The sequence below is a fragment of the Microcystis aeruginosa NIES-843 genome, from assembly GCF_000010625.1.
Lineage (GTDB): Bacteria > Cyanobacteriota > Cyanobacteriia > Cyanobacteriales > Microcystaceae > Microcystis > Microcystis aeruginosa.
Genome location: NC_010296.1, coordinates 4,585,668 through 4,601,712, shown reverse-complemented (window position 1 = coordinate 4,601,712; position 16,045 = coordinate 4,585,668). Strand labels below are relative to the sequence as shown.

At 47.5% G+C, this 16,045-nt stretch carries 13 protein-coding genes and 2 pseudogenes; 2 read left to right on the top strand and 13 right to left on the bottom strand.

Features of this window, described 5'->3' with window-relative positions:
• The first annotated feature begins 103 nt into the window (after positions 1-103).
• Positions 104-709, top strand: a complete 606-nt coding sequence (locus tag MAE_RS21790) for a DedA family protein (RefSeq protein ID WP_002784839.1) — start codon at positions 104-106, stop codon at positions 707-709.
• Positions 710-938: 229 nt separating this feature from the next.
• Positions 939-1,091 (top strand): annotated as a pseudogene (locus MAE_RS35365) (IS4 family transposase); the annotation flags it as partial.
• A 668-nt stretch (positions 1,092-1,759) separates the two neighbouring features.
• On the opposite strand, the gene MAE_RS27785 reads toward MAE_RS35365, so the two are convergent.
• The 13 genes and pseudogenes from MAE_RS27785 to MAE_RS21725 all read right to left on the bottom strand — a co-directional run bounded on the left by MAE_RS27785 (position 1,760) and on the right by MAE_RS21725 (position 15,937).
• The gene (locus MAE_RS27785) at positions 1,760-5,704 is read right to left on the bottom strand and encodes a Calx-beta domain-containing protein (protein WP_231859661.1); all 3,945 of its coding nucleotides are present in this window, start codon (positions 5,702-5,704) and stop codon (positions 1,760-1,762) included.
• A gap of 141 nt (positions 5,705-5,845) precedes the next feature.
• Positions 5,846-6,304 (bottom strand): annotated as a pseudogene (locus MAE_RS36545) (calcium-binding protein); the annotation flags it as partial.
• Positions 6,305-6,318: 14 nt separating this feature from the next.
• Positions 6,319-6,882: a hypothetical protein gene (locus MAE_RS21780; RefSeq protein WP_041804279.1), complete on the bottom strand. Its 564-nt coding sequence runs from the start codon at positions 6,880-6,882 to the stop codon at positions 6,319-6,321.
• Between the two features lie 455 nt (positions 6,883-7,337).
• A complete protein-coding gene (locus MAE_RS21775) occupies positions 7,338-8,285 on the bottom strand; it encodes a F0F1 ATP synthase subunit gamma (protein ID WP_002800073.1) in 948 nt (315 codons plus the stop codon).
• Positions 8,286-8,480: 195 nt separating this feature from the next.
• Positions 8,481-9,989, bottom strand: coding sequence for a F0F1 ATP synthase subunit alpha (atpA, locus tag MAE_RS21770; protein ID WP_012267463.1), 1,509 nt, complete (start codon positions 9,987-9,989; stop codon positions 8,481-8,483).
• A gap of 68 nt (positions 9,990-10,057) precedes the next feature.
• Complete coding sequence (atpH, locus tag MAE_RS21765) at positions 10,058-10,606, bottom strand: ATP synthase F1 subunit delta (RefSeq protein WP_002763366.1); 549 nt, start codon at positions 10,604-10,606, stop codon at positions 10,058-10,060.
• On the bottom strand, positions 10,607-11,149 hold the full coding sequence (locus tag MAE_RS21760; RefSeq protein ID WP_002795846.1) for a F0F1 ATP synthase subunit B: 543 nt from the start codon (positions 11,147-11,149) through the stop codon (positions 10,607-10,609).
• 133 nt (positions 11,150-11,282) lie between these two features.
• Positions 11,283-11,714, bottom strand: a complete 432-nt coding sequence (locus MAE_RS21755; RefSeq protein WP_002795845.1) for a F0F1 ATP synthase subunit B' — start codon at positions 11,712-11,714, stop codon at positions 11,283-11,285.
• 230 nt (positions 11,715-11,944) lie between these two features.
• Entirely contained in the window at positions 11,945-12,190 is a 246-nt protein-coding gene (gene atpE, locus MAE_RS21750; RefSeq protein ID WP_002740068.1) for an ATP synthase F0 subunit C, read from the bottom strand.
• A 230-nt stretch (positions 12,191-12,420) separates the two neighbouring features.
• Entirely contained in the window at positions 12,421-13,170 is a 750-nt protein-coding gene (gene atpB, locus MAE_RS21745; RefSeq protein WP_002739857.1) for a F0F1 ATP synthase subunit A, read from the bottom strand.
• A gap of 58 nt (positions 13,171-13,228) precedes the next feature.
• A complete protein-coding gene (locus tag MAE_RS21740; RefSeq protein WP_002789747.1) occupies positions 13,229-13,591 on the bottom strand; it encodes an ATP synthase subunit I in 363 nt (120 codons plus the stop codon).
• Positions 13,592-14,215: 624 nt separating this feature from the next.
• Positions 14,216-14,656, bottom strand: coding sequence for a photosystem II protein PsbQ (psbQ, locus tag MAE_RS21730; RefSeq protein WP_002795844.1), 441 nt, complete (start codon positions 14,654-14,656; stop codon positions 14,216-14,218).
• Between the two features lie 147 nt (positions 14,657-14,803).
• Positions 14,804-15,937: an FAD-dependent oxidoreductase gene (locus MAE_RS21725; protein ID WP_012267461.1), complete on the bottom strand. Its 1,134-nt coding sequence runs from the start codon at positions 15,935-15,937 to the stop codon at positions 14,804-14,806.
• Between the last annotated feature and the right edge of the window lie 108 nt (positions 15,938-16,045).

Here is a 16,045-nt window from a genome sequence, read left to right as displayed (position 1 = left end):
ATTCTTGCCACTCCCCCACTTCCCCACTTCCCCACTTCCCCACTTCCCCACTTCCCAACCCCCTTTTTTTACTTTAAAACTGTTTTCTAAATCCTAAAAAATTATGACTGAATGGATTACAAATACAATGACTTCTATGGGCTATTTAGGCATAGCTCTATTAATGTTTTTAGAGAATCTTTTTCCTCCCATTCCCTCAGAATTAATTATGCCCCTAGCGGGTTTTACCGTCCATGAGGGACAAATGGAATTTATTCCGGCAGTGGTAGCGGGGATTTTTGGTACGGTCATCGGAGCGCTACCTTGGTATTATCTCGGTCGGGTTGTAGATGAGGAAAAAATTGAAAAACTAGCCGATAAATACGGCAAATGGATTACCGTTTCCGCTAAAGATATTCAAAAAGCTAATCAATGGTTTAACCGTCACGGTAGTAAAGCGGTTTTACTCTGTCGTTTGGTCCCCGGAGTGCGAACTTTGATTTCCCTTCCCGCCGGGATGAATCACATGGCGATGATTCCCTTTTTAGTTTACTCCACCATCGGCACGACCCTCTGGGTCGTTTTTTTAACGGCAGCAGGTTACTTTTTAGGGAAGAATTACCCCCTTGTGGAAGAATATCTGGCTCCCGTCTCAAAAATAGCTCTACTTGTCCTCGTTATCTGGTTTATCCTCTGGATTATCCGCAAACGTAACCGCCGGTACGAGTAAATGTTGATGATATACTTTAGACGTTCATAATCTGAGATTTATGGCTCTTCGGTTTGTGTTATGCAATGGACGGGGGTTATAAGGGATGGAACCGTTATATAGAAAGGCATTTAGCGATTTTTGTCAATTGTTTTTGATATAGAGCGAACTAATCAATTAAGTCTCTTACCAGATAAGGATTTAGTCGATTTATGCCCCCCTATCGAACCATACCAAGTAACGAAGAACCAAGCTAGATAGACTAATGACTAAAAATGTCAACGGTGTCACCATTCCAATTTATACAATATTAATCTTATATTTGATTTTACAGCTTATGCAAATTCCTCAAATATATGGGAATACTTTACTTAATAAACTGCGCTATGTTAATGGGACTTAGACAAAAAACAAATCGAGAAAAGCCTCAACTCCAATCCCCGCTTGGGATTTACTTCGAGAAGCCCAAAATCGCTTAAACCCAGATATATCAAGGAAAATCATAAATCGAGGTTAACCCTTTGTCCCGTAATGGTTTGAGCCTTTTTTGCTGACCGAAAACGCCTAAGTCCCATTAACTTAATTTTATCGCAAGAGGGAAATTTAATCTCTCTCTGCGAACGCCTGTTCTCGTCAGCTTGTAGGTAAAGTTTTATGTACGGATTCAACATTTCTGCAAAATGCGCTCGAAATTTTTCCTCAACAAATGCAACAATTTGCCGAGATTTTCCCCGATAATGCTAGGAATATTCAACTATTAAACTGGCGATCAATCCTGCATAATTAGGGTCTGCTGAAAAAGTTTTTCCTGGGGGTAGGAGTCAGGAGTCAGTAGCCGGTCGTCAGGAGTCGGTCGTTTCAGGCTTTGTTGCCCTTGTTTTTTTTGTACGAAGCGATGTACTATAAGAAGAATAATGCAAGGTTTTTGAAAGTCCCAATCCTATTTTCTTGCACTAACATCGGACTTTAACAGGTCAAAAGCCTTATTTTAAAAGGGTTTTACCATTATTCAGCAAGCCATAATTAAAACTGTAAATTTGACAAAAACTGATAACTGACTACTGTTTTCGATTAAGCCACCAAGAGGAAATCGTTGGCTGTTAGGCTAGGATTACCAGTGAAAACCGCAAAATTGGCACCAGTTCCCAAACCCGCTACGCTACCATTTTGGTTATAGAATAGATGGCCAGTGCCACTGCTATAAACAATAAAAGCATTACTAGCGGCAACTAAACTATTATTAGCAACGACGGCGAAATTACTAGGCTGATTAAAACCGTTACCAACCCCACTGGTTAAAGCGGCAAAAGTGGTTTTACTCAGAACTATTTTATCTTGATTAACCACGAAATCGCTGATCGTATCTACCCCAAAATCGCTGGCAACAAAAGCACGAGTAGAGCGATATTCAATTTGATCAATTCCTGCTCCACCCGTGAGAGTATCATTACCCGCATTACCTGCGAGAGTATCATTTCCTAAGTCACCATTGAGGATATTATTGCCACTATTACCTGTGATGCGATTATTGCCTGCGTTACCAGTGCCGTTAATCGGATTCGTGCCAGTCAGTTGTAGGTTTTCTAACCCATTTGTGAGGACGGTGCTGACATCGCTTTCGAGAGTATCGGTGATGGTGATCGTCGCCATCGCACGGGCGATCGTGGCGTTGACTGGGTTGGACAGGGTAACGGTAAAGGTTTCGTCCGCTTCGTTGAGGGTATCGTTAGCGATCGGGATGCGAATAAAAGCGGTGGTTGTATTGGCCGGAATCGTCAAAATTCCTGAGGACGCGGTGTAATCTGCGACCGCGATCGCCGTGCCGTTGGCGGTGGTGTAGTTGACGCGGATCGGTTCACCGAAAGGGCCGTTAAGACGGACGGGGATCAATGCGTTCGCTTCCAATCCCTCCAGGAAGATCAGGTTATCGATCGTCAGGGTCGGTAGATCGTCGTTGGCGATCGTTCCCGTGATGGCTTCCGTCGTCCCGCGGGTATAATCGACTCCTGGCGTGATCGCGAGAGAGACGGTTTCATTGGGTTCGATGAGCGCGTCGCCGACGGGATCGAGGGTGATGATCGCCGTACTTGCGCCCGCGTTAAAGCGTACCGTTCCCCCAGTCGCGGTAAAAGTCAGCGCCCCAGTTTGGGTGTAGTCGGTGGTCAAGGTTGCAGTTCCCGTGACGTTGAAGTTGACTGTGAGGGGATTGGTGAGCGGGCCGCGACGGGTGAAGGTGTACAGGAGGTTCGGCGTACCGTTCTCGGTGACGGTAGCCGGGGAAACGGTTAGGGTGATGTCTGGAAGGTTCGGTAAACGACCGATCACGGTGTCGCCGTTGAGATCCATCTCGAAATCCAACTCTAATTGTAATGCCGTCGGGGAGGTGGGGGCGATCGGAGCGTCATTTCCCGCAAACTGCCAGTCCCCGTCCATCGTCCAAAGTTCGAGCGCGTTCGTCGTCGTGTTTCGCCAGACGATCTGATTAATTCCGTTTAGCGTTTCCGCGCCGAGAATCTGTCGTCCAGGATTCGAGGTTTCCGTCAGGGGTGTACCGTTAATCGCCCCGATCGCCGTATCTCCTAAGCTCGTTCGGGCGTAGAGTCGGTTCAGGGTATCCCGGACGATCGCAACCGATCCCGCCGCTTCAAGGTTGGTGAAGGTCATACCGATCCGGCCGTCTCCGTTGGCATCGAACTGGAATTTTTTCTCTAGATTGTACGCATCTAGGGTATTTAATCCGTTTGTACTATCCCCGCCGAGCCAGCGCCAATTCGTATCGGTGTACCAAACCTGAAGATAGTTATTGCGGGTATTTTTCCATAAAATCTGGTTGAGTCCGTCGATCCGCTCGACTGCGAGTGCTTGCCAATCGGGATATTGACCGATCTGGAGCGGCGTATCCTCTAGGCTATAAAGCGGTAGGGTTTCTTCGCTTGATCGCGCGCTCAGACGATTGGCCGAATCGCGGACGAGGGTGATATTACTGCCGAGACTCGCAGGTTCGATCGCCGTGTAAACATCGTTATCGGTGAGGGTGATAACTGCGCCGCTCGTGGCTCCGAGGGTGTAGCCAGTTCCCTCGGCGATCTGTAAAAGAACGACTTCGTTCCCCTCGATTGCCGTATCCTCGAGCGGGTTAATCGTGACGGTGGCGGTACTACTTCCCGCCGCGAAAGTAACTCTTCCGGTGAGATTACTGTAATCTACCCCGTTGCTAGCCGACCCAGCAAGGAGATAGTTCACGGTCAGCGCGTTCCCTATATTCCCGCTTCGGGTGAGGGTAAAAACGCCCGCGTTGGCCGGTTCGCCCGCGCTGGCATCGCTAACAGCCACGGTGATCGTGGTTACGGGACCGGCAGGAACGAAGACAAAAACCTCGTCGCCTAGACTGATATAGCCTCTGACCCGAGCGATCAGTTCATCGGGTTCCCACAAAGGTTTAATCAGGTAAATTTCTACTGTGTCGCTACTGAAAGGTCGTTGTTGGACGAGATAGTCTGCTCGCGAACCGCGTAGTTGAATCCGATCGCCCTCGGAAAAATTGGCATCTTGGATATCGGCGTAATCTCCACTGCCCGAACTACTGGTACTACCGTCATCGTAGCCGCTCCAGTTCGCGTCACCGAGGATGAACAGATCCGCCCCCGCTCCCCCGTAGAGATCGTCCTGTTCGTTCTGTCCGGGGGTGGATGCGTTGGGGTTGACCCCGATCAGGCGATCGTTATCGTCTCCCCCGACGAGGGCATCCGATCCCCAACCGCCGATCAGAAAATCGTTCCCGTCCTCCCCGAAAAGCAAGTCCTCCCCGCTATTACCGTCGATGGTATCATCGCCGCCGTTGCCGCGGAGACCTTCTGATGTGCTAAAAAGAAGACTATCCGATCCCCAACCGCCGAGAATAAAATCGTTATCCTCCGTACCGAATAGATTGCAACGCTCGATCGAGATCAGCGTATCGACTTTATTCCCAGTAATGACCGTACCGTTACCTGTCACGGTATCGTAGGTCATGAAAACTGGGCTACCGGAAAAATCGATGGAGTAGGTATCGGTTCCCGCGCCGCCATCGACGGTATCGTTTCCACTCGACGAGAACAATCGATCGTTTCCTGCGCCACCGAAGAGGGAATCATTGCCTTCCCCACTGTCAAGATCATCGTCCCCGTCACCCCCGTCAAGGTTATCGGCTCCATTGCCGCCGAAGAGATCATCGTTTCCCCCGTTGCCGTAGAGGGTATCGTCGTGATTCTCGCCGTAGATGGTATCGGCATCGTTCCCCCCGTAGAGGAGATCTTTATCCTCGCCACCGTAGAGAACATTATTGCCAGGGTCGCCGTAGAGGGTATCGACCCCATCGCCGCCGTATAGCGTGTCTCTTCCCTCGCCCCCGTAGACGAGATCGTTATCGTCATCGCCGTAGAGAATGTCATCGCCGCCGTTGCCCACAACGGTGTCGTTTCCTTTTCCCCCGCTTACGTTGGGGTCGTTACCACCGCCACCGAGGAGGGAATCGTTATATTCCGTCCCGATGAGAAGGAGGCGTTCTACAGAGATTAATAAATCTGTTTGATTCCCGACGATAATCCGCGGATTTCCCCCAGTACCGCCGTAGTCCATCGTTATCGCCGTCGGCAGACTATTGTAAGTAGTGTCGTAGAGATCGGTTCCTAAACCCCCGTTTAGGATGTCATTGCCGCTACCGCCGACGAGGATATCATCGCCGCCATCGCCGTTCACGACATCATTCCCGATCCCACCGAGGAGATAATCGTTATCGGAACCGCCGTTGAGGATATCATCGCCACTATCGCCGGAGAGGGTATCGTTGCCCTGATTGCCGGAGATGGTATCGTTGCCCGCACCACCTTGAATATTGAAGTCGTTGCCCGACCCTCCGAAGAGGACATCGTTGAAGGAACTACCGATGAAGTTATCGAATTTCTCGATCGAGTAGAAAAAGTCCCGTTCGCTCCCGACGGTGATCGTCCCGTTACTCGAGGTGATCGAGTAGGTCATTACTACCCGGGCTGCGGAGGCGTTGTAGTCGGCGCGGTAGGTATCGTTCCCGTTACCGCCGTAGAGATAATCGTTTCCCGCGTCTTGGTAGAGAATATCGCCCCCTGCACCGCCGTCAACGAGATCGTTCCCGTTACCGCCGTAGAGTTCATCGTTTCCCTCGCTCCCGTAGAGGGAATCGTTTCCCTCGTTGCCGTAGAGTTCGTCATTGTCGCTTCCCCCGTCGAGGTAATCGTTCCCGTTCTTACCGTACACCGAGTCATCGCCGCCGTTGGTGAAAACCTTATCGTTGCCTGCGCCCCCGTCGATATTGTTATCGTTGGCGGTCCCGCCGAATAGATAATCGTCAAATGCGGAACCCAGAAAACCGCTAAAACTCTCGATCGAGGTAAAGGCATCTCTTTCTCCCCCCACCTGGATCGTCCCGCTCCCGGTCGCGATACTGTAGGTCATGATGACGTTGCTGATCGCGTTCCGATAATTGCCGACGAAGGTATCGGTTCCCCCCCCACCGTCGATGATGTCGTTCCCCGCCTCGGTAAAGAAGAAGTCGAATCCGTTGTCTCCGTACAGGGTGTCGTCACCCCCCCCGCCGAAAATCGTGTCGTTTCCGGCTAATCCCTCAATGATATCTGCGCTCGCGGTTCCCTGTAGATATCGTCATTGTTCGTACCGACGATATCCTGCTTTTCGACCACTAGCCCTCGTCCGTCCACCACGATCGTCGCGCGATCGTCTTCTTCCCGCCATCGGTTCAGAATTTCGGGCGATAGCTCCTGTCCGAGTACGAAAGCGGCAAAAATCGCGCCCTCGTCTCCTTTTGTATCGATCGGGTTCAAAGAGCGATCAATCGCGTGACCGATTTCTTCGAGAAGAAGGTTCACCAATCCCTCGAAACTCGTCTGGCGATCAGCGATATAAATAGTATCGGTGGTGATCGAGTAAGCCCCGCGTGCGCCTGCTAAGCGATCAGCTGGGAGGACTAAGATCGCTGGTAAGTTGCTAAAATCTCCCTCTTGCCATTGAATGCGTAGGGTTTCCGCTTTGCTGGTGTCGTACTGATTGCCGAAAATTGCTGTTAAGTTTTGATAATAGGTTTCTGAATTGGCAAATTGAGCAAGAATGGCTTCTAGTCCCAATCCCATCAAGATATTGCCAGAATTAGCCGCGCTAGTCATGGTAAAAACTCCTTTTTGTTTGGCCTCTATTACTTGTTTCGGAGGAAGCTTGATTTTTATGCAGTGGCAAGAAAACTTGTTACATAATTTCATAATTGTGGGAGAGCCGTAGATCCGACCGATCCCAAAAAAACAATTAAGAAGTAACGATTTGAGCGAAGTTTTTGAATGGGTTAGGGAAGAAAATGCTGGTAGTTTTACTCCAGACAAGCCACTTTTAAGATTCTAAGTGACGATCAATATAGATCATCTAATTTTTTTGTAAATTATTGCTACAAATGTCTGAAAAAATGAGGCCTTTAACATTAACAAAAATTCCTTGACAATATCTTACAAATATGATAGGGGAGCCGCCTTCTGGTAACTAAGGCTAATAGTTTACCGCTATCTATAACGAAAAAAAGGAGTGAAAATAATCACTCCTACTGATAATCAGAAGAAAAAATGGCTTAAACCTAGAGAGCGTTGGCTCCCGCTACTACTTCTAACAATTCTTGGGTAATAGCGGCTTGACGCGCCTTGTTGTAGGTACGGCTTAAAGTCCCGATTAACTCGCTGGCGTTCTCGCTGGCGTTGCTCATCGCCGTCATCCGGGCTGCTAATTCACTCGCTGCCGATTCCTGGAGAGCGCGCAGTAATTGGTTATTTAAGTACAAAGGTAGGAGAGAATCAAGGATTTGGACGGGATTCTGCTCAAAAATCATGTCTTGGGGAAAAACCTGCGCCGGTTGGCTGGCCATTTTTTCCCGTTGTACCTTAAATTTTCCTTCTTTAGTCACCAAACGGAAAATCTCGTCATCCTGTACCGCTAAACCTTGGGTAGTTAAAGGTAACAGGGTTTGAATCACCGGAGTGGCACTGATCAGGGAGATAAAACGAGTATAAATTAACTCGACGCGATCAACAGTTTCCGATAAAAATAAGGAAAGTAATTCATCCCCAATAGTGCCAGCTTCATCGGCAGTGGGAATCTGTTCGAGGTTAATAAATTTAGCGGCAATGGGAGCATTCCGGCGCTCGAAATATTGTGCCGCTTTCCGGCCGGCAACAACTAATTGATAGTTAATCCCTTGCTCTTTTAATTCATTCATCCGTTGTTCGGCACGACGGATGACGTTAGTATTATAACCGCCACAAAGACCTCGATCGCCTGTGACTACTAACAGAGCCACGGTTTTTACTTCCCGTTGGGCCAGCAGGGGTAAATTAACATCACTAAAGGCTAAACGACCTTGGAGATTATAAAGTACCTGAGCGAGGGCATCGGCAAAAGGACGGGTACAGAGAACTTGTTCTTGAGCGCGGCGCACTTTGGCGGCCGCCACCAGACGCATGGCCTCGGTAATTTTTTTGGTATTTTTGACCGATTGAATTTGGTCGCGAATCGCTTTGAGATTAGGCATAATTCAGTTATCAGTTATCAGTTATCAGTTATCAGTCATCAGTTATCAGTTATCAGATTGGAGTTTTAAGTGAGCAGTATGTGTTAAGTGAGCAGTACTAAATAGCAGTTTCTGGCCATCTTTTCACTGTTTACTGATCACTGTTTACTGATCACTGATAACTGAAAAGGCTGACAGCTTAAAGCTTACAGAAGTTTACTTGAAAGCCTGTTTGTACTCGTTGATGCCATCTTTGAGCAGGCCTTCTGCTTCGTCGTTGAGTTGTTTTTCAGTGCTGACGATCTCAACGTAGCGAGGTTTGCTGGTTTTCAGGTATTCGCGTAAACCGGCGCAGAAATCGATAACTTTATCGGTGGCGATATCGTCGAGATAACCGTTTAAACCGGCATAAACCACTGCGACCTGTTCCCAAACGGAGAGGGGGAAGTTTTGGGGTTGTTTGAGGATTTGACGCAGACGTTGACCGCGAGCCAGTTGTGCTTGGGTGGCCGCATCAAGGTCAGAAGCGAATTGAGCAAAAGCTTCTAATTCGTCAAACTGGGCTAATTCCAGTTTTAATTTACCAGCAACTTTCTTCATCGCTTTCGTTTGGGCTGCCGAACCCACGCGGGATACGGAAATACCAGCGTTAATAGCGGGACGGAAACCAGCGTTAAAGAGATCGGTGGAGAGGAATATCTGACCGTCAGTAATCGAAATTACGTTGGTGGGAATGTAGGCAGAAACGTCACCGGCTTGGGTTTCGATAATCGGCAGGGCGGTCATGCTGCCACCACCGAGGGCATCGCTGAGTTTAGCGGCACGTTCTAGTAAACGGGAGTGGAGATAGAAAACGTCGCCGGGGTAAGCTTCCCGACCGGGAGGACGACGCATGAGCAGGGATAGCTGACGATAAGCTTGAGCCTGTTTGGTGAGGTCATCGTAGATAACTAGGGTCGCTTTGCCTTTATACATGAAGTATTCGGCGATCGAAGCTCCGGTGTAGGGGGCGATATACTGGAGGGTGGCGGGGTCGTTAGCGTTAGCGGCCACCACTACGGTGTAATCCATGGCGCCTCTTTGGGTGAGGGTGTCGATTACTTGGGCGACGGTGGAGGCTTTTTGACCGATGGCGACATAGACACAGATCACGTCTTCGCTTTTCTGGTTAATGATCGTGTCAATGGCGATCGCTGTTTTACCAGTTTTTCTGTCACCGATAATCAACTCCCGTTGGCCACGACCGACGGGAATCATGGCATCGATAGCGGTGATGCCGGTTTGCATCGGTTCACAGACGGATTTGCGAGCGACAATACCGGGGGCGGGGGATTCCACCAGACGGGTTTCGCTGGCGAGGATTTCCCCCTTCCCGTCAATGGGACGACCGAGGGCATCAACCACGCGGCCGACTAAGGCGTCACCCACGGGAACCTGAGCGATTTTACCAGTAGCTTTCACCGTACCGCCTTCTTTAATCCCGAAACCGTCACCCATTAACACTGCACCGACGTTATCTTCTTCGAGGTTAAGGGCGATGCCGACGGTTCCATCTTCAAATTCTAATAGTTCTCCCGACATGGCTTGTTGTAGGCCGTAGATGCGGGCAGTACCGTCACCCACTTGCAGGACGGTTCCCACGTTGGAGACCTGTACTTCTTGGTTATAGGATTCGATCTGTTGACGAATAATCGTGCTAATTTCGTCGGGTCTGATAGCTACCATAGTTTAATCTGGGAAAAAGTAAAAAATTAGAAGGTGAAAAAACGGCAAAAAAGGGAGATTAGATGACCTTAGCGCAGGGAGAGGCTGAGGCGTTGTAGTTGACCGCGAATGCTGGCATCAAAGACTTGGGAACCGACTTTGATCACCACACCACCGATGAGGCTGCCATCAACTTTGGTTTTCAGTTCGACCACATTTGCCCCGGTCAGGGTTTTCACTTTGTCGATGACGATTTGTTTTTGGCTATCGTTCAATTCGGTGGCCGAGGAAACTTCCGCTAAAACGGTGTTAGTCAGCACTCTAGCCAGGGTGAGATATTGTTGACAAACGGGTTCTAAAAATTGAATCCGACGTTTATCGACTAATAACATCATGAAGTTAGTTAAATAGGGATTGGCACTGCTCCCCATTACTTGGGAAAGAACGGCTTTTTTAGCTTCTTCTTTGATGACGGGATTGCCAATAAAAGCTCTTAGATCGGGAGCATTTTCCAACAATTCTAAGAGGGATTTAATTTCGCCGCCGATCGCTTCTAATTGTCCGCTGCTTTGGGCGACGGAAAGTAATGCTTGGGCGTAGGGTTCGGCGATTTCTGAACTGATTAAACTTCCCTGCATCTATTTACCTCCTAGGTTCGCCAAACTGCGATCAATTAGGGTTTGTTGTACCGATTCTTCCAGGCCGGTGCTTAACTGGGATTCCACATTAGCTAAGGCTAAAGCGGTAATTCTTTGGCGTAATTCTACTAAAACGCGATCCTGTTCCGCCGAGAGATCTTTAGCGGCACTTTCGCGCATTCTTTGAATATCGAGTTCGGCTTGGGCGGCGATGTCGGCGGTGACAGCTTTAGCTCTAGATCGAGAGTTATCGATAATTTTTTCCGCCTCTTGTTTTGCTAGGGCGAGTTTTTTCTGTTCTTCGGCGAGGGCGGTAGCGGCAATATTTTTCCGGTTTTCAGCTTCGGCTAAAGCTTCCGCAATCTTCGACTGACGTTCTCCGAGGATTTGTCCGAGAACTTTGCGGCCGTAGAAGATGATTAAACCGAGCAGAATTGAGAGGTTAAATAGGTTAGTTCCTAAGATATCGGTGTTGATGCCGAATCCCTCTGCTGCCGCTTCCTTCGCCTCCGTGGCTAATAATAAAATTGTGTCGATGATCATGATTATTGAGGGCGGGGAGTAGGTTATTCAGTTATCAGTTATCAGTTATCAGAGGTAAGTTATCAGTCTTCTAACTCCTGACGACTGAGTTCTATCTTTTTACTGATCACTGTTATTAACCAATGGCTGGGGTTTAGCGAACGAGTTCGGGGCCGAGGAGTTTTTCGAGAATTTGACGGGAAAGAGAGGCCACTTGTCCTTCTAGAGAACGAAAGGCTTCTTCTTTCTGTTGGGCAATTTCGGCGGCGACGGCTTCCTTACGGGCGATCGCTTCTTTTTGGGCTGCGGCAACTCGTTCGCTGGCTAGTTTTTGGGCCTCGGCTTGCGCTTGGGCGATAATCTCTTGGGATTGTTTACGAGCCGAACTTAATTGCAATTCGTACTCTTGTACCAGGGCTTCGGTTTTGGCTAGTTGTTCTTTGGCTCCGCTTTCTGTTTGCCGAATATACTCCGCCCGTTCATCTAAAACTTTACTGAGGGGTTTATAAAAAACGGCGTTCAGGATCACTGCCAAAAGAATAAATTGTAGTGCCATCACTGGCAGGGTGGCATCGAAATCAAACATTGATTTATTCCTGATAAATAGAAGCTATAGGCAGGTTCAAAAAAGGAAGACGATCCCCCTGCTTTAACAATAAACAGTCAGGGGGAATCAGCAAAATTCCCTTAACTAGCTATCAGCCTTCCGTCCCCAAAACCAGACTTTTTAGTTGGCTCCTTTGGCGTTTTTTGAGAGTTTTGAAAACTCTGCCGCCAAGCTGCGGACTGGGGGCTGATAGCCCACTGCTTTTTTAATTAGGCGAAGGGGTTAGCGAACAGTAAAACGAGAGCGATAACCAAGCCGTAGATGGTTAAGGATTCCATGAATGCCAAGCTGAGGAGAAGGGTACCACGAATTCTTCCTTCAGCTTCGGGTTGACGGGCGATACCGGAAACAGCTTCTCCAGAAGCGGTACCTTGACCAACGCCGGGGCCGATAGCGGCTAAACCAACGGCGAGGGCGGCGGCGATAACGGAAGCGGCAGCTACTGTGGGGTTCATGGTGATTTTTTCCTCTATTTACTAATCAATTTCAATCTGTTGTTTACAGAGCGCGTTCTCAGCCGTAAAAAATGGCTGGTTTTCTGCTCAAAACTCCCGAAAGAGTTTTTGGGAAAGAACGATCTGGGAATTCAGTTGCTCATCCTGAATTCGACCAATAATTTCTTAGTTATTATCCTATTATTTGGACACTTTTCCCTAAGAAATTTTTCTTTTTTCGTCCTTCGCTTTTAAGCGTGTTCTTCTTCGTGTTCCGATTCCAGGGCCTCATGGATATAGGCCCCGGCAAGGGTGGCGAAGACAAGGGCCTGAATAGCGCTGGTAAATAAACCGAGAGCCATCAGGGGTAGGGGTACGACTAGGGGGACAAGGAAGACTAATACGGCCACTACCAACTCGTCCGCGAGGATGTTTCCGAAAAGACGGAAACTGAGGGAGAGGGGTTTGGTAAAGTCTTCTAAAATTTTGATCGGTAATAGCACGGGAATCGGCTCTAGGTAGTGAGCAAAGTAACCGAGTCCTTTTTTACTGATGCCCGCGTAGAAGTAAGCGAGGGAAGTCAGTAGGGCTAACGCCACCGTGGTATTGATGTCGTTAGTGGGGGCGGCTAATTCCCCTTCGGGCAGTTCGATTAACTTCCAAGGAATCAGGGCCCCTAACCAGTTAGAAACGAAAATAAATAAAAATAGGGTGCCGATGAAGGGCAACCAGGGTCGATATTCCTTTTCTCCTAGCTGGTTTTTGGCTAAATCGCGCAGAAATTCCAGAACGTACTCCATGAGGTTTTGAATACCGCTAGGGACTTTCTGGATTTTGCGGGTAGCGGCGATCGAGGCGATGATTAAGATAGCGAAGACGATCCAGGAGACCGCGATCACTTGCCCGTGAATTTTTAGTCCGCCGATGTGCCAGTACCAGTGTTGTCCCACTTCCAGGGAAGCGAGGCTATAAAAATTAAGCACACTTAAACTGTCTAACATTTCTACCTTAGAGAGATTCGGGTTCGCAAATCAGGGTTATTTTTAACGGTCAAAGGGTTTAGGAATCGGCTTTCTGCTCCAGCTTGAAGATGGTTTGCAGGGTATAGACGATGATCGCCCCTTTATAGGTCAAAAACCCCAAAAAAACTGGCACTATGTGCAGTTCTTGCCAACGACTGGCGATGATGATTAATCCAGCGAATAGGGCTAATCCTTTTTTGCCTACCCGATTTTTCGTTACCCCCAATTTTTCCACTTCCCCGGCCAGGAGTTTTAGGTAAACAACTCCCACCATTGCCCCTAATAGGTAATTAAGGGCGGTATTGAGGGAATAAAACAAGCACACGGGAATAAAGATCAGACCGCTTAAGATCAGGGTGGTGATCAATAGGGTGTTTTGTAGTTGATAGTATTCCCGCATCGGATCTGACGGCGGGTTGGTTTCTGGGGTTGGGGGAGATGCGATCGATGGATCAGACAAGGTACACCTAAATCAGCGATAGACTAATCTCAATATCTAGATTGCTTTCCGAGCTATGACGCTCAGGTGAGCCACAAGACATATTATCACGGCAGTGGCAACAATTATTAAGCAATTGTAAATGGCCATGATTCCCCCCGCTCGCAGCCGTCAGCCGTCAGCTTTTTTCTCCCCCCTCCCCTGCTCCCTTCTTCCCACTTCCCCAACTCCGGCGCTCCCTCTTGCCTGTTCCCTAAAACCAGAGACTTCCTACCTCTGCTTGGGAAAAGGTAAGGGTCACTATTTTTGGCTCTTCTGGTTTCTGTGTGGAAACGGGGTCTATACTGATAGAATATCCGCAAAATAGTCCTAAAAGTCTTTACCAGTAAACATTTCACGATTCTATAAGCAAAAATTATCACACAAAGTCGAGAAGAACCCTATTATTTTTTTCTATCTTGATTTTTAAACTGAACATCTATAAGAAAAAAAGTTTTTGTGTGCTTCTCTCTGACAACAATCTCTAGGCAAAAAGCCCGAGATTTTTTTTAAAGCTGATAACTGATAACTGATCACTGATAAAAACTAACTGGGAACAATATTTAAGAAAGCATCGAAATCTTTTAATGCTTCTTGGAATTGAGTAGCAGCAAGACTAGCATCTTTTTCTTTGGCTGCCGCATCGATACGTTCAAAGTGAACGAAAAGATTTTTCGCTAACTGCTTGGCTTTTTCTTGGTCTTTGGGCAGTAAATTACGGGATAATCCTACCATTTCCTGACGCAATTGCCCCAAAGGACCGTGGATATAGGTGCGAGTATCTACCCAATTTTTGTCAGCGATGAGGTCTTGCAAAACGCTCATTTTTTGGCGAAACTCTGCGATAGGTTGGATGTAAACCTGTAACTGTTCGATTTTTTGGGGACTATAGACGGTGGGGATAGTTGCTTGCGGACCACTGCAGCTAACCAGCAGCGTAGTAAGTAGGACTAAAACTAGGGAAATAATCGAGCGAAGACGTGGCATTGGTTTATATGTACTATTTAACAAACTATTGACGTTCTCTCCCGATAACCAGTCAAGGTATCGGGACGATTTTTACTTTATCAGGTTGTGGGATTCCCAAATCAGATTTTACTCCCAACGACCTTGACAGTAACTCGGTGTCAATAACTAGAGCTTATCAAACTGTTTCATAAAAGCTCGATCGATCCGATCTTTCCATAACCATAATAACGGTGATTGCCATGCGAAACCGCCCCAAGATGCGATCGCTTGTTGGTCTCCCGTCCCAATTAAACTGAGATAATTTTTCTGGGGAAAATAGGGTTTTAAGGGCTGATTTTGCAGAATTCTTCCTAAATTATCAAACAGGGGTTTTCCTTGTCGGACGGCAAAAACTCCTGCTTTCGGACGGGGATAATCTGGAATCGTGGCAATATCTCCCACGGCAAAAATATGGGGATGGGAAAGAGATTGCAGATAATTATTCACTAAAATAAACCCTTTTTCATCTGTCAGTAATCCTGAAGCTTTAATCCAACTAGGGGCCGAGGCAGTCGTTACCCAAATTGTATAATCCATCGGTAAAACTAACCCCGATGAACAGATAATCTGGTCTGCTTGCACTGCCGTCACATCCGTTGATAAATATAATCTAATTCCCCTTTGTTTAAAAATATTCTCTAAACGTTGGCCGACCCAATTATTATGGGCTGGTAGTAGTTTTTTTCCTCGATGAATTAGAGATAAATTCAAATTACTGCTAGAGTTGAGAATTTTGGCCAAACGGGACTGCATATTTAAAGCTAATTCGACCCCGCCCGCGCCACCACCAACAATGACGATATTTAGAGTATTATTAGGGTTATTAACCGCTTTTTTCAGGATTTCTTGCCATCCTTCCCGAAAAATCGGCACCGGTTTGGCGGGAATAGTGTACTCTTTAGCACCGATAACATTATCTACTGCCGGGATGCTGCCGATATCGATCGAGAGATAATCAAAGGGAATCTGTAAAGAATTATTACAAATTACTTGACATTTTTCCCTATCTATAAAATTAGCCTTAGCTAAACAGAATTGCGCTTGAGAATACCTAGCTAGAGAAGGTAAATCGATATGAGTCTCAGCAAAATCATAAAAACCGGCGATGTGGCCGGGTAACATTCCCGAATAGGGGGTATGGGTGACATCGCTAATTAAAGTTAATTGAACGTTTTTTAGGGGTGATTGCCCCCAAAGACGAAGGGCGATCGCATGACTATGACCACCACCGATAAAAACCAAGCGCTTGACTAAATCCATAAAAAAACGGGATTGCTGCCAGAAAAGTTAAATTCTAATGAATATATCTTCTTACACAGAAATTCTGTTGCAAAATCGAGGGTAGATAGACAAAAACTCAAGACATCG

What these genes read in the sequence shown, in the direction of transcription:
- MAE_RS21755 (WP_002795845.1), bottom strand. Translation starts at nt 11,714, where the DNA reads ATGTTTGATTTCGATGCCACCCTGCCAGTGATGGCACTACAATTTATT.
- psbQ (WP_002795844.1), bottom strand. Translation starts at nt 14,656, where the DNA reads ATGCCACGTCTTCGCTCGATTATTTCCCTAGTTTTAGTCCTACTTACT.
- atpB (WP_002739857.1), bottom strand. Translation starts at nt 13,170, where the DNA reads ATGTTAGACAGTTTAAGTGTGCTTAATTTTTATAGCCTCGCTTCCCTG.
- atpA (WP_012267463.1), bottom strand. Translation starts at nt 9,989, where the DNA reads ATGGTAGCTATCAGACCCGACGAAATTAGCACGATTATTCGTCAACAG.
- MAE_RS21775 (WP_002800073.1), bottom strand. Translation starts at nt 8,285, where the DNA reads ATGCCTAATCTCAAAGCGATTCGCGACCAAATTCAATCGGTCAAAAAT.
- MAE_RS21780 (WP_041804279.1), bottom strand. Translation starts at nt 6,882, where the DNA reads ATGACTAGCGCGGCTAATTCTGGCAATATCTTGATGGGATTGGGACTA.
- MAE_RS27785 (WP_231859661.1), bottom strand. Translation starts at nt 5,704, where the DNA reads ATGACCTACTCGATCACCTCGAGTAACGGGACGATCACCGTCGGGAGC.
- MAE_RS21725 (WP_012267461.1), bottom strand. Translation starts at nt 15,937, where the DNA reads ATGGATTTAGTCAAGCGCTTGGTTTTTATCGGTGGTGGTCATAGTCAT.
- MAE_RS21740 (WP_002789747.1), bottom strand. Translation starts at nt 13,591, where the DNA reads ATGCGGGAATACTATCAACTACAAAACACCCTATTGATCACCACCCTG.
- MAE_RS21760 (WP_002795846.1), bottom strand. Translation starts at nt 11,149, where the DNA reads ATGATCATCGACACAATTTTATTATTAGCCACGGAGGCGAAGGAAGCG.
- MAE_RS21790 (WP_002784839.1), top strand. Translation starts at nt 104, where the DNA reads ATGACTGAATGGATTACAAATACAATGACTTCTATGGGCTATTTAGGC.
- atpE (WP_002740068.1), bottom strand. Translation starts at nt 12,190, where the DNA reads ATGAACCCCACAGTAGCTGCCGCTTCCGTTATCGCCGCCGCCCTCGCC.
- atpH (WP_002763366.1), bottom strand. Translation starts at nt 10,606, where the DNA reads ATGCAGGGAAGTTTAATCAGTTCAGAAATCGCCGAACCCTACGCCCAA.